The organism is Zoogloea sp., assembly GCF_023150065.1.
Taxonomy (GTDB): Bacteria; Pseudomonadota; Gammaproteobacteria; order Burkholderiales; family Rhodocyclaceae; genus Zoogloea.
The window spans coordinates 44,753-57,598 of sequence record NZ_JAKLLN010000005.1 but is presented as its reverse complement, the minus strand read 5'-3'; the positions used below and the strand labels follow the sequence as shown (position 1 = coordinate 57,598).

The window sequence follows — 12,846 nt, the reverse complement described above, 5'->3', positions numbered from 1 at the left end:
CTCAGCGCAGCACCATCTTGATGGCACCCAGCAATTGTTCCGCGGTGGCCGGCTTGACCAGCCAGCCCGAGGCCCCGGCAGCCTTTGCTTCCTGACGCCGCGCCTGTTGTGATTCAGTGGTCAGAAACAGGATCGGCGTAAAACGACAGGCGGCGAGCTGGCGCACCACCTTGATGAACTCGATCCCGCTCATGCCTGGCATGTTCAGGTCGGTGATGAGCAGATCGATCTTCTTGCCCGTATTGAGCAAGGCCAGGCCCGCCTCGGCGCTGGAGGCCTTCTCGACGGCGTACCCCTCCTTGGTCAGGATGCTGGAGATCGACAACAGGACGGTGGCGGAGTCGTCCACCAGCAGAATGGTCTTCATGATTCAGTCTTTCCTTTGATTCGAAGCACTGGAGAGGGAGACAAACACACCGTGGAATGGACCACTGCCGGGATCGGAAGAAGCATGGGACTCCGGACGCCCCAGATGACGACTCAGCACCATGCTCAGGCTGGAGGGATCGACTGGCTTGATGAGCAGGTCATCCATGCCGGAATCACGGCATTCGGCCGCCACTGCCGAGGAGGCATTGGCCGTCATGGCAATGATGGGCAGTGTGCGTAACGCCGGGATGCCCCGCACCAGGCGAACGGCTTCGCAGCCCCCCATGTCGGGCATGCGCAGATCCATCAACACCAGGTCCACACCACCTTCGCGTAGACGTTGCAGGGCATCCAGGCCCGTGCTTGCCTCGCTGACGCTCAGGCCCATCCGGGTCAACATCTCCCGCGCCACATATCGATTCACCGAATTGTCATCGACCACGAGCACGTGGGCCCCCAGTGGAGCCCCCGTGACCTGCCACGGATTTCCCCGTCGCCGCACGACGCTGCGCGGCTCCCGCCCCTTGGCACTGGTGCTCGTCGCCGGGGCAAAGGGAAGGGTGAAATGCACCACCGAGCCGCCGCCGCTGGCCTCGCCCACCCACAGGGTGCCCCCCTGCAGCTCAACCAGGCGTCGACTCACAGCCAAACCAAAGCCCGGCCCGGCCATGCCCTCCGGTACGTCGGAGCGCATGGCCGGCCGGGCTTCGAGATCGTCTGCGGAACCGCCCTCGACACAGAAATCAAGAACGGCATTGACCCCTTCCCAGCGGGCCAGGCGGCAGTCAATGCAGATCTGCCCGGTGCTCGAACAACGGGCCGCGTTTCTGCACAGGCTGAAGAGTGCCTTGTACAACAAGCTCCGATCACCCTGCAGGACAGCGGGCACGTCATCCGCGAGCGACCACGCCAGGCGCACATCCTTGCCTTGAAGCCAGGCCTCGGTGAGTTCGGCAAGCTCCAGGATCAGCGGGCGGACTTCGAAGTTCTCCTCCGTCACCCTCAACTCCCCGGCCTCGATCATCAGCAGGTCGAGCACGCCATTGAGCGTATCCACCAGCTGGCTGCTGGTCCTGAGCGAACACTCCAGGTATTCCCGCTGCAATTCGCTGACCCGGGCATCCAGGCACAGACGGGTCGAGAGGGTGATGGTCTGCAGCGCGCCGCGGATCTCCTCGCTGACGTGGGAGAAGAAGCGGCTTTGCTCACCGGGATTGTCACACTCCACCGCTCCGCCTCCCCCGGGCCCCGAGGGCGACGGGTGGCCGGACTCTGCATCTTGCGGCCCGATGTCATCACCTGCCGTGGGTTCTGGCTGACGACGCAAAGCCAGCACGCCTGCGAACAGCAGACCATTGACACCCAGGCCGAGCACGCCAAGGTAAGCCGGGTCAAACCCCGTCGAGAGGGGGTAGCCGGCCACTTCGAGGCTCCAGGTCCGCCCGGGCAGTCCAACCGGAAGGCTGACCCGGGGCGCATCCTTCGGGACCTGACTGGCGGAGCGGAAAAGGACGCGCGGCGGCTCTCCACCCGGCGACGTATCCGACAGCTGTACGGACACCCCGGCTCGCCCTACCCCCGGGATATCCTGAAGCAGTTCATCCAGCGCCAGAGGGAGGTAAACAAAGCCCCTGGCACGCAGGCCATCCCGAGCACCGGCGGCCAGGGCCAACCCGGGCTCCGGCTTGCTGCCATCAGGCCAGCGCATCACCGGAGACAGGCGCGGCCCGCCATCTACCGAGAGGCTGTGAAGCCAGTCCGCCAAGACGGTGTCCGACCCGAGGGCGGTGGCGGGCAGGTAGCCCGGACGGAGGCCATCACCCTCCGGCTCAAGCCGCTCCGCCCGGCTTGGCTCGGCGCATCGGGCCAGGAGCACGCTGTAATCCTCGATACGCCGGACTATCGCCTGGCGGATCACCTCCGCCTGTTGTGCCAGGCCTTGCTCGGCCGTCTTTCCCGCACGCACATATGCGACGCTCCAGGCCACGCCGGTCACCAGGGTCGTGACAAGGAGAACGAGCAAGGCACCAGGCTGAGGCGAAGCGCGGAGATTGGAGAGGAAGGCGGAGAGGCGGAGGAGCATCGAAACGATCAAATCGGCGGCGTGTCCGAATTGTCGTTCCCGTCCGGAAACGGGGTCTATCAGCGTACCCGGATTTGTGATCGGCGAACCCTTTGCCCAGAGTAGGGCATCACCTACACCGAAGCCCCCGCTCCAAGGCAGGCATCAGACGGGGGCTCCCGCCGCCCGGGTGTCGTCGCTCAGACCGACACTTCCACCCGGTTGCGGCCCAACTCCTTGGCCCGGTAGAGGGCGGAATCGGCGCTGGCCATCAGCGCATTGAGGTCGATGGCGCGGCCGGCGGCGGATGCCACCCCCACGCTGATCGTCACCTCCGGCTGCTCCCCGGCGAGATCGTGGAGCACGGCAAGGCGCACCTTTTCCGCGACCAGGGACATCTGCCCGGTGGTGGTATTGGGGGCAATCACGATGAACTCCTCGCCGCCCCACCGGCACACCATGTCGGAGCCCCGCACGGCCCCCTTCACGGCCTGCCCGACCTGCTGCAATACCCGGTCGCCGGTCAGGTGGCCGTAGACGTCGTTGATGCCCTTGAAGTTGTCGATGTCGATGAAGGCCAGGCCGAGGGGCAGGCCCAGACGCTGACACAGCTCGCTCTGGGACTTGAGGAAGGTGCTGCCCTGGTGACGGTTCGCCAGGCCGGTGAGGGTGTCGCTGGAAGCCAGCGCCTGCAGTTGCAGCTCCATCTGTTTGCGATCGCTGATGTCCTGCACCATGCCGACCACGCGGACGGGGGCGCCGTCCGGGCCGTATTCGCAGACACGGCCTCGGTCGTGCACCCAGATGTAATGGCCGTTGCGGTTGCGGATGCGGTACTCGGCCTCGTAGCGGGAACGCTTGCCCTGCAGGTGCTCGTCCAGCACGGCCATCACGGCCGGCGCATCGTCGGGATGCACGTTGTCGCTCCAGGTGGCGAGCACGGGGGCCATCTCGTCGGGGCCGTAGCCTAGCATGCGTTTGAGCTGGGGGCTGAAGAACAGCACCCCGGTGGGCACCTCCCAGTCCCACAGGCCGTCGCTGGCCTCGTTGAGGGCGAACCACAGCTGCTTTTCCCGGTGGAGGGCGCCGGCCTCCTGGGCGACCCGGCGGGTCATGTCCCGGGCCACCGACAGGAAGTAGCTGCGGCCGTCGAGTTCAAAGTGGGTGGTATTGACCTCCACCGCCACCTCGTGACCCTGCTGGTGGCGATGCCGGCCATTGAAGCGGAAACAGTCGGTGCTGCGGATGGCCGCGGCGATCTCGGACCACTGGGGCAGGCCATGCACGTCCATCTGCAGGCTCAGCACGCTGTGGTCGAGCACGTCCTCACGGCTCAGGCCCAGGCTGTCCCAGGCCTTGCGGTTGCCCCACACGATGCGGGACGACTCGGGATCAATCAGATAGACCGCATCCGCCAGTTGATCAAAAAGCACCTCTGCAGCAGGCAGCGTGGCCCCGGTGTAAGGGGGCAGATGTTCGGCTTTTGACATGGGCGGAGCGGCAGCGTTAGATGAAGCGCATATCGGACTGCCGAGTATATAAGGACTGCAGCAGCCGCACGAAACTCAAATTAACAACAAAGGAAAACGACCAAACGGCAAACCCGCTCGGCCCCTTCAGAAACGCCGCACCTCGATGTCGAACTTCTGCAGCGCATAGCCCATCTGCCGCGGGGTGATGTTGAGCAGCCGCGCCGCCTTGGCCTGGACCCAGCCGCTGCGCTCCATGGCCCAGATCAGGCGCTCCTTCTCGCCCTCGGGCATGTGCTCACCGAACTGACGCTCCGGGGCCGTGCTGCGGTGGGGGATCTCCGGCACCGGCACCGAGATCTCGATGGGGTTGGCCTGGCCGCGCACGGGGGCCACCGCGTCATCCTTGTCCACGTGGTGCAGGGTCTGGGTGAGACAGCGATTGTTGTGGCAGGGGAAGTGCAGCTCGCTGATGGCCTCGCCCCGGGCCATGGTGGCGGTGCGCTCCACACAGTTCTCCAGCTCGCGCACGTTGCCCGGCCAGTAGCAATTGACCAGCACGTTGAGGGCCTCCGGCGTCACCCGCAGGTCGCGGCCGTTGTCCTTGTTGTAGCGCTCGAGAAAATAGGCGATCAGCGGCGGGATGTCCTCGCGACGCTCGCGCAGGGGCGGCAGGAACAGGCTGACCACGTTGATGCGGTAGTACAGATCCGCCCGGAACTCGCCCGCCGCCACCATCTTCTCCAGGTTGCGGTTGGTGGCGCACACCAGGCGCACATCCACCTTGATCGAACGGTTGCCCCCCACCCGCTCGAACTCCCGCTCCTGCAGCACGCGCAGCAGCTTGGCCTGGAAGGCCGGGGAGATGTCGCCGATCTCGTCGAGGAAGAGCGTGCCCTTGTCGGCCATCTCGAAGCGCCCCTTGCGCTCGCCCACCGCCCCCGTGAAGCTGCCCTTCTCGTGGCCGAAGAGTTCGGACTCCAGCAGGCTCTCGCTGAGGGCCGCACAGTTCACCTTCACGAAGGGCCCCTCCTTGCGCGGCGAAAGGGTGTGCAGGGCCCGGGCAATCACCTCCTTGCCGGTGCCGCTCTCGCCGCGCAGCAGCACGGTCGAGCGGGACGGCCCCGCCTGATGCACCTCGGCGAAGACATCCTGCATGCGCTTCGAAACACCGATCACGTTGTCGAGGCGGAAGCGCCCCTTCAGCTCCTGGCGCAGGCGCCGGGTCTCGCTGATCAGCTGGTTGCGCTCGGCCAGCACCGTGCGCTGCAGGGCCAGGGCCTGCCCCACCAGGCTGGCGGCCATGGTGAGCAGGCGCACATCCTCGTTGAAGCCGCCGCCAGCCCGTTCGCTCACCCGGTCGATGGTGATCACCCCCACCACCGCCTTGGCCACCCGGATGGGCATGGCCACCAGGGCGATGCGCTCCCCGTCCACGTGGTCGAGGGCGCCGGTGCGATTGAGGAAAAAGGGCTCCGCAGCCAGATCGTGCACTACGGCAGGCATCCCGCTGGAAAACACCTTGCCGATCACCCCCTCACCGGGGCGATAGTGACCGGCGTCGTACTCCTCCGGGGTCAAACCGACCGCCGCCAGCAGGTGCAGCTCCTCGTCCTCGGTGTCCACGATGATCATGCAGCGCCGATAGCCCATATTGTTGGCCAGCACATTCAGCGCTTCACGACAGGTCTTGGACACATCCAGGCTGGAGGTGAGGATCTTGCTGATCTCGTAGATGGTGGCGAGCTCGGTCTGAGCCCGCATATGCAATACCGCGTTCATAGCGAGCCTCCTGATAAAACGCCGGGCAGCGTGCCGGCTTGGATCGCGGGAAAAGGGTCGCCGCGAGGGGATATGGGGATGAACCCAAGCAAGGCTTATACCTACACGCCGTAGGGGCATTGACAGGGCGCCATCGGGCGGAGCGCCTTGATTTACGGCGCTGCACAAAAAATCAAGGCCACCAGTACCTTGCCAACACCCCGCTGCGGCGGCCCTTCTGCGCCCCTTTCAAGCGCATCACGCCCCGCCGTGGTGCCCCTCACGCGCCCGCCGGGCAATGTCGGCAGCGCACCTGTGTGGAAGCCGACAAAGCCGACAAAGCCACGCCAAAAATCCGCAAATCGCCCTGACGGAAATCCTACATTCCTTTTAATTCAAAGACCTGCATCATCCATCCGGGCATGGCACCGAAGTTGCTGAAGTCCCCGCAAAAGCCCCCAGCGGAGAACAAGGCCCATGACGACCCAACCGATCTATCTCGATTACGCCGCAACCACCCCGGTGGACGCCCGGGTGGCGGCGAAGATGATTCCCTACCTCACCGAGCTCTTCGGCAACCCGGCCAGCCGCTCCCACGCCTACGGCTGGGCAGCCGAGGAGGCGGTGGAGAACGCCCGCGAACAGGTGGCCACCCTGATCGGCGCCGACCCCAGGGAGATCGTGTGGACCTCCGGCGCCACCGAATCCAACAACCTGGCCATCAAGGGCGCCGCGCGCTTCTACGCCGCCTCCCGCGGCAAGCACCTGATCACCCCGAAGACCGAGCACAAGTCGGTACTCGACACCTGCCGCGAACTGGAACGCGAGGGCTTCAGCGTCACCTACCTGGACGTGGAGCCCAACGGCCTCATCGACCTGGACAAGCTTGCCGCCGCCATGCGCCCGGACACAGTGCTGGTGTCCACCATGTATGTGAACAACGAGATCGGCGTGATCCAGGACGTGGCGGCCATCGGCGCCCTGTGCCGCGCCAGGGGCGTGATCTACCACGTGGATGCGGCCCAGGCCGCCGGCAAGGTGGAGATCGACATGGACAAGACGCCCATCGACCTGCTCTCCCTCTCGGCCCACAAGACCTACGGCCCCAAGGGCATCGGCGCCCTCTACGTGCGGCGCAAGCCCCGGGTGCGCCTCGAGGCCCTGATCCACGGCGGTGGCCACGAGCGCGGCCTGCGCTCCGGCACCCTGGCCACCCACCAGATCGTCGGCATGGGCGAGGCCTACGCCATCGCCTGGGCCGGCATGGCCGCCGAGAACGAGCGCATCCGCTGGCTGCGCGACCGCCTGTGGGCCGGCCTGTCCGCCATGGACGAGGTGTACCTCAACGGCGACCTGGATGCCCGCGTGCCCCACAACCTCAACGTCAGCTTCAACTACGTGGAGGGCGAATCCCTGCTGATGGGCATCAAGCAGCTGGCGGTGTCGTCCGGTTCGGCCTGCACCTCCGCCAGCCTGGAGCCCTCCTACGTGCTGCGCGCCCTCGGCCGCAGCGACGAACTGGCCCACAGCTCGATCCGCTTCTCCATCGGCCGCTTCACCACCGAAGCCGAGGTGGACACCACCATCGCCCTCCTCGGCGAGGCCGTTGCCAAGCTGCGCGAGCTCTCCCCCCTGTGGGAGATGGTGCGCGAGGGCATCGATCTCGACAGCATCCAGTGGGCCGCCCACTGACCCCAGCAACCCGACAGAGCCCCCCGGAGAACCCTCATGGCCTATAGCGAAAAAGTCATCGAACACTACGAGAACCCCCGCAACGTCGGCGCCTTCGGCAAGGACGACGAGGACGTGGGCACCGGCATGGTCGGCGCCCCGGCCTGCGGCGACGTGATGCGCCTGCAGATCAAGGTGTCCGCCGAGGGCGTCATCGAGGACGCCAAGTTCAAGACCTACGGCTGCGGCTCGGCGATTGCCTCCAGCTCCCTGGTCACCGAATGGGTGAAGGGCAAGACCCTGAGCGAGGCCCTCGAGATCAAGAACACCGAGATCGCCGAGGAGCTGGCCCTGCCCCCGGTGAAGATCCACTGCTCGATCCTCGCCGAGGATGCCATCAAGGCCGCCGTCGCCGACTACCGCGCCAAGCACGGCAGCAGCACCGAAACCGAAACCCCGATCTGCGCCCCCGTCGCCCCCTGAGGAGTCATGCCATGAATACCGCTGTCACCGAAATGCCCGCCCCCGTCGTCTTCACCACCGCCGCTGCCGGCAAGGTGGCCGAACTGATCGCCGAAGAAGGCAACACCGAGCTCAAGCTGCGCGTCTATGTGAGCGGCGGCGGCTGCTCCGGCTTCCAGTACGGCTTCTCCTTCGACGAAGTGGCCAACGAGGACGACCTGCGCATCGAGCAGTCCGGCGTCACCCTCCTCATCGACTCCATGAGCACCCAGTACCTGATGGGCGCCGAGATCGATTACGAGGACGGCCTCGAAGGCTCGCGCTTCGTCATCCGCAACCCCAATGCCACCAGCACCTGTGGCTGCGGCAGCTCCTTCTCCATGTGAGGTCGCCATCATGAGCATCACCGTCACCGAGAAAGCTGCCCGGCACATCCAGAAAACCCTCGACAAGCGCGGCAAGGGCGTCGGCCTGCGCCTCGCCGTCAAGACCAGCGGCTGCTCCGGCATGGCCTACGCCCTTGAGTTTGCCGACGAGAGCCAGCCCGAAGACCTGATCTTCGAAAGCGGTGGCGTCAAGCTGCTGGTAGACCCGCGCAGCCTGCCCTACCTGGAGGGCACCGAGCTGGACTTCGTGCGCGAAGGGCTCAACGAAGGCTTCAAGTTCAACAACCCCAATGCCAAGGCCGAATGCGGCTGCGGCGAGAGCTTCGCCGTCTGAACGTGTAAAGGGAGAGACCATCATGGCGCTGCTGCAAATCGCCGAGCCGGGGCTGGCTGCAGCCCCCCACCAGCACCGCCTGGCCGTCGGCATCGACCTCGGCACCACCAACTCCCTCGTGGCCACCGTGGCCAGCGGCATGGCCCGTGCCCTGGCCGACGACGCCGGGCACATCCTGCTGCCCTCGGTGGTCCGCTACGGCGAAACGGAGATGATCGTCGGCCGCGAAGCCCGCGCCGGCCAGGCCGACGACCCCCTCAACACCATCGCCTCGGTGAAGCGCCTGATGGGCCGCTCCCTCGCCGACGCCGACGCAGGCATGCGCAGCCACTACCGGCTCAGCGACGGCCCGGGCATGGTGGGCATCGAGACCCGCGCCGGCCGCAAGACCCCGGTGGAAGTCTCCGCCGACATCCTGCGCAGCCTGCGCGAACGGGCCGAAGCCAGCCTGGGGGGCGAGCTCACCGGCGTGGTCATCACCGTGCCCGCCTACTTCGACGACGCCCAGCGCCAGGCCACCAAGGACGCCGCCCGCCTGGCCGGCCTCAACGTACTGCGCCTGCTCAACGAACCCACCGCTGCCGCCATCGCCTACGGCCTCGACAACGCCGCCGAAGGCATCTACGCCGTGTACGACCTGGGCGGCGGCACCTTCGACATCTCCATCCTCAAGCTCACCCGGGGCGTGTTCGAAGTGCTCGCCACCAATGGCGACCCGGCCCTCGGCGGCGACGACTTCGACCACCTGCTGGCCGACTGGCTGAAAGCCCAGGCCAGCCTGCCCGACGACATGCCGGTGGAAGACCGCCGCCGCCTGCTGGCCCTGGCCCGCAGCGTCAAGGAGAGCCTGTCCGAGCTGGAGCTCACCGTCGCCACCTGCAGCTTCAGCAACAACGTCTCGATCCAGGTGCCGGTCAGCCGGGCGACCTTCAGCGAGCTCACCGCCGACTTGGTGGCCCGCAGCCTGCGCCCGGTGCGCAAGGCCCTGCGCGACGCCAATCTCGGCGCCGAAGACATCAAGGGCGTGGTCATGGTTGGCGGCTCCACCCGCATGCCCCATGTCCAGGCGGCCGTCGAAAAGCTCTTCGGCAGCGCCCCCCTCAACAACCTCGACCCGGACCAGGTGGTGGCCCTCGGCGCCGCCATGCAGGCCGACGTGCTCGCCGGCAACCGCAAATCGGGTAGCGAAGCCGACTGGCTGCTGCTGGACGTGTGCCCCCTGTCCCTCGGCCTGGAAACCATGGGCGGGCTGGTGGAGAAGATCGTGCCGCGCAACAGCACCATCCCCACCGCCCGCGCCCAGGACTTCACCACCTACAAGGACGGCCAGACCGCCATGAGCGTGCATGTGGTGCAGGGCGAGCGCGAGATCGTCTCCGAATGCCGCTCCCTGGCCCGCTTCACCCTGCGCGGCATCCCACCCATGGTGGCCGGCGCGGCGCGCATCCGCGTCACCTTCCAGATCGACGCCGACGGCCTGCTGTCGGTCACCGCCCGGGAGCAGACCAGCGGCGTGGAGGCCCACGTGGAGGTGAAGCCCTCCTACGGCCTCGGTGACGGCGAAGTGGCGCGCATGCTGCTGGACGCCTACGGCACCGGCGAGATCGACGCCGCCACCCGCATGCTGCGCGAGGCCCAGGTGGAAGCCCGCCGCCTCATCGACGCCACCGAGGCCGCCCTGGCCGCCGACGGCGCCGCCCTCCTCGCCCCGCCCGAGCGGGACGTGGTGCAGAAAGCCATCTACGCCCTGGCCGAACTGCTCGAAACCGACGAAGGCGACACGCGCAAGATCCGCGCCGCCACCGACGCCCTCAACGCCGCCAGCGGCGACTTTGCCGCCCGACGCATGGACGCCAGCATCAAACGCGCCCTCGCCGGCCGCAGCCTGGAGACCCTGTGATGAGCACCGTCCGCGTCCTGCCCCACCCCCACCTGTGCCCCGACGGCGTCACCTTCGCGTCCAAGCCCGGCCAATCCCTGTGCGACGCCCTGCTGGCCCACGGCGTGCCCCTCGAACACGCCTGCGAAAAGGTGGCCGCCTGCGCCACCTGCCACGTCTACATCCGCCAGGGCGGCGCCAGCGTGCCCCCCAGCAATGATCTGGAAGAAGACCAGCTGGATTCCGCCTGGGCCCTCCAGGCCGACTCCCGCCTCGCCTGCTGCGTCAAGCTCGGCGACGGCGACCTCCTCATCGAAATCCCCAAACACTCCCGCAACCACGCCCGGGAACACGGCTGAGCAACATCCACCCCAGGAGGGCACAAAGCGCCCCCCCCCCACACATTGCTGCCCCTCCCCACGTGGGCGGGCGGTGGCAGGGTGTCCCTCATCCACATGCAATGGCTCTGTGCCTAAGTGAACACAAAGAGTATGCCGTGATTGGCCGCCATGCTGCGGCGCCGCATCAGGCCCACCATGCTGTTGTTGCCGGCCGAAAACTGACTATCTATCAGGGTGACTTCCGGCTGAAATTTGACCAGGGTGTTTAACCTCCCTGCCTCTTTTTTAGGCAGAGGAAGCGAGGTGATCACCATGGAAATGCGGGGCAAGGTCAGACGGATGTATTACCGGGAGGACTGTCCCGTTCGGAGATTTCACGGCGGACGGGTTTGTCGCGCAACACGGTGAAGAAGTGGTTGAAGGCCGCGGAGGGGGCGTCGCCGGCTTACCGGCGGGAGTCCACGCCGGGGAAGCTCGGGCCGTACCAGGCCACCTTGATCCAGGCCCTTGAAGCGGACGCCCGGCCGCCCAGGCGGGACCGTCGCAGCGGCAAGGCACTGCTGGCCGAACTCAGGGGCTTGGGCTCCACGGGGGCTATACCGTATTCACCGACTTCATTCGGGACTGGCGACTTGAGGTGGGGGCAAATGCGCCGAGCCGCGCCTTCGTGCTGGTCGCCTAACCCAGCCAGGGCCACGAGATGCTGCTCGATGCCCACACGCGGAACTTTGCGGCCCTGGGCGGCATTCCCCGGCAGGGGATCTACGACAACATGAAGACCGCCGTCGACAGGATCAAGAAGGGCAAGGGTCGGGTGGTCAATGCCCGCTTTGCGGCGATGTGTTCGCACTACCCGTTTGACACCGATTTCTGCAACGTCGCCAGTGGCTGAGAGAAAGGCGTCGCCGAGAAGAACGTGCAGGACAGCCGGCGGCGCATCTGGCAGGAAGCGGTTCAGTAGCTTCGCGGAGCTGAACGCCTGGCTGCTGGCCCGCTGCCAGGCCCTCTGGCAGGAAATCCGTCATCCGGAGTACGCGCTCTCGGTTGCCGAGATACTTGAGCACGAGCAGCCGCAACTGATGCCCATGGTGACGGCGTTCGCCGGCTACGTGGAAGAGCCGGGGCACGTCTCCAGCACCTGCCTGGTAAGTGTGGCCCGCAACCACTAGTTCGAGCGCCGGGAGCGGCTGAGGACACGGAGCCCTTCTGACGGAGTCCCGATGCGCCCTGCGCGGAGGGCACATCGACAACACGCATCTCGCCATTGGTGTGGAGGGAGGTTTCCAGGAAGGAAAACCCGATAGACTTATCCACAGCCGTCTGAATGACGGGCGGCTATCGCCCCTGGTCAAAACTCAACCGGTACCCCTGGTCAGTTTTAAACAGGTACGGACAGCCATCAGGACTCAAAGGCAATCGCTCTCCACCCGCCTTGCAGTTAGAGGCAAAAAATGCCCTCATCTGCTTCCACACCACGCCAACACTGAGTTCTTCGTGCTCCCTACACAGGATTAAGACTTGATGGAAATCACATTCCAACTCACACCCGAGGACTATAAGAAGAGCACCCTCTACACACGACGCAAAGTGGTCAAGCGCTCTCTCTTGCGTTTCTTCTCAACGGGATGGGGCTGCCTCTATGGCCTGCTGATCGGCTTCGGACAGATGCTTATCTATCGATACGGAATGGAATACGGCTGCATAAGCCAAAAACCGCTTTACTGGGGACTAGGTCTGGCACTGACAGGGATCATCATGCTGGCCATCAATCCCCACATACACGCTCTGGCTTACAAGCGCGCTCTTTTTAGAAAGGGCGGCTACTATTGCTCCCCCCAGACTTTCAAGGTGGAGGACGGGCACCTACTGCACCGGCAGCGGTCAACCGAATCCAGGTTTGCATGGACCGACATTCTCGCGATTGAGGAGGACCGTGACTACCTCTACGTTTTTCTTGACCCGGTCGTTTCATTCATCATCCCGCGCCGTGCTTTTAATGAGCCTTCGGCTTTTCATCAATTCAAGACCGAGCTATCTCGTCATATTTCCCGGCAAGGCTAGGCTCAAAAGTCGCATATCAACCCGGATGTGTCGGAGAACTGCTTGGCTTCG

At 65.6% G+C, this 12,846-nt stretch carries 12 protein-coding genes and 1 pseudogene; 8 read left to right on the top strand and 5 right to left on the bottom strand.

Features of this window, described 5'->3' with window-relative positions; translation table 11 throughout:
* Position 1: 1 nt before the first annotated feature.
* From L6Q67_RS08065 to nifA, 4 genes are all read right to left on the bottom strand, one after another.
* The gene (locus tag L6Q67_RS08065; protein ID WP_296567872.1) at positions 2-367 is read right to left on the bottom strand and encodes a response regulator; all 366 of its coding nucleotides are present in this window, start codon (positions 365-367) and stop codon (positions 2-4) included.
* Positions 368-370: 3 nt separating this feature from the next.
* The gene (locus L6Q67_RS08060) at positions 371-2,392 is read right to left on the bottom strand and encodes a response regulator (RefSeq protein ID WP_296567870.1); all 2,022 of its coding nucleotides are present in this window, start codon (positions 2,390-2,392) and stop codon (positions 371-373) included.
* Positions 2,393-2,631: 239 nt separating this feature from the next.
* Positions 2,632-3,921 carry a diguanylate cyclase gene (locus tag L6Q67_RS08055; RefSeq protein ID WP_296567868.1) on the bottom strand — a complete coding sequence of 430 codons (1,290 nt, stop codon included), beginning with the start codon at positions 3,919-3,921 and terminating at the stop codon, positions 2,632-2,634.
* A 126-nt stretch (positions 3,922-4,047) separates the two neighbouring features.
* Entirely contained in the window at positions 4,048-5,682 is a 1,635-nt protein-coding gene (nifA, locus tag L6Q67_RS08050; protein ID WP_296567866.1) for a nif-specific transcriptional activator NifA, read from the bottom strand.
* Positions 5,683-6,138: 456 nt separating this feature from the next.
* Between nifA and L6Q67_RS08045 the strand changes: the two genes are divergently transcribed.
* From L6Q67_RS08045 to L6Q67_RS08020, 6 genes are read left to right on the top strand one after another with little or no spacing between them, the layout of a single operon-like run.
* Entirely contained in the window at positions 6,139-7,353 is a 1,215-nt protein-coding gene (locus L6Q67_RS08045) for an IscS subfamily cysteine desulfurase (protein ID WP_296567864.1), read from the top strand.
* Positions 7,354-7,389: 36 nt separating this feature from the next.
* On the top strand, positions 7,390-7,815 hold the full coding sequence (iscU, locus tag L6Q67_RS08040; protein WP_296567861.1) for a Fe-S cluster assembly scaffold IscU: 426 nt from the start codon (positions 7,390-7,392) through the stop codon (positions 7,813-7,815).
* Between the two features lie 11 nt (positions 7,816-7,826).
* A complete protein-coding gene (erpA, locus tag L6Q67_RS08035) occupies positions 7,827-8,180 on the top strand; it encodes an iron-sulfur cluster insertion protein ErpA (RefSeq protein ID WP_296567860.1) in 354 nt (117 codons plus the stop codon).
* A gap of 10 nt (positions 8,181-8,190) precedes the next feature.
* Complete coding sequence (gene iscA, locus L6Q67_RS08030; RefSeq protein ID WP_296567858.1) at positions 8,191-8,514, top strand: iron-sulfur cluster assembly protein IscA; 324 nt, start codon at positions 8,191-8,193, stop codon at positions 8,512-8,514.
* 22 nt (positions 8,515-8,536) lie between these two features.
* Positions 8,537-10,414, top strand: coding sequence for a Fe-S protein assembly chaperone HscA (gene hscA / locus L6Q67_RS08025; RefSeq protein ID WP_296567856.1), 1,878 nt, complete (start codon positions 8,537-8,539; stop codon positions 10,412-10,414).
* Complete coding sequence (locus L6Q67_RS08020; RefSeq protein ID WP_296567854.1) at positions 10,414-10,752, top strand: 2Fe-2S iron-sulfur cluster-binding protein; 339 nt, start codon at positions 10,414-10,416, stop codon at positions 10,750-10,752. Before hscA ends, L6Q67_RS08020 begins: the two co-directional genes overlap by 1 nt.
* Before the next feature lie 113 nt (positions 10,753-10,865).
* Here the strand turns inward: L6Q67_RS08020 and L6Q67_RS08015 are convergent, their stop codons facing one another.
* Positions 10,866-11,048 carry a hypothetical protein gene (locus tag L6Q67_RS08015; protein WP_296567851.1) on the bottom strand — a complete coding sequence of 61 codons (183 nt, stop codon included), beginning with the start codon at positions 11,046-11,048 and terminating at the stop codon, positions 10,866-10,868.
* On the opposite strand from L6Q67_RS08015, the pseudogene L6Q67_RS08010 reads away from it, so the two are divergent.
* Positions 11,047-11,897: pseudogene (locus tag L6Q67_RS08010) on the top strand (IS21 family transposase); the annotation flags it as partial. The gene L6Q67_RS08015 and the pseudogene L6Q67_RS08010 overlap by 2 nt on opposite strands.
* A 358-nt stretch (positions 11,898-12,255) precedes the next feature.
* Entirely contained in the window at positions 12,256-12,795 is a 540-nt protein-coding gene (locus L6Q67_RS08005) for a YcxB family protein (protein WP_296567849.1), read from the top strand.
* Positions 12,796-12,846 lie beyond the last annotated feature (51 nt).